Raw genomic sequence first — 321 nt, forward strand, 5'->3', positions numbered from 1 at the left:
AACGTTCGTAGTCCACGTTCGACGTTCTTTGCGTAGGGACCTACAAGATGCGTGTTGCCATCACCTTGAAATGCCAGCATCGCCATGGCCGTGGCGGCACATCGGTTTTCAGAGAACGGAGCGGCGTCGGAGTAAGGACCCGCCATGCTCCATGATCCCGATCGTTCCTGATTTTTCGCGAGCCACTGCAAACCGCGTTCGACCGCGTTCAATGTTTCTTGCGTGCCACCATAAGCCGCGATCAATGCACTCTTCATCGCTCCTGATCGACCGCCAAACATTGGCTTGACCGCATCATTCGCCGGACCAACACCAGTGTCG

Annotated in this window: 1 pseudogene; it reads right to left on the reverse strand. The window is 56.1% G+C overall.

Features of this window, described 5'->3' with window-relative positions:
* Positions 1 to 257 (reverse strand): annotated as a pseudogene (locus B2R17_RS17175) (squalene--hopene cyclase); the annotation flags it as partial.
* Positions 258 to 321 lie beyond the last annotated feature (64 nt).

It is taken from the genome of Rhodopirellula sp. UBA1907 (genome assembly GCF_002337565.1).
In the GTDB taxonomy this organism is placed as follows: Bacteria; Planctomycetota; Planctomycetia; order Pirellulales; family Pirellulaceae; genus Rhodopirellula; species Rhodopirellula europaea.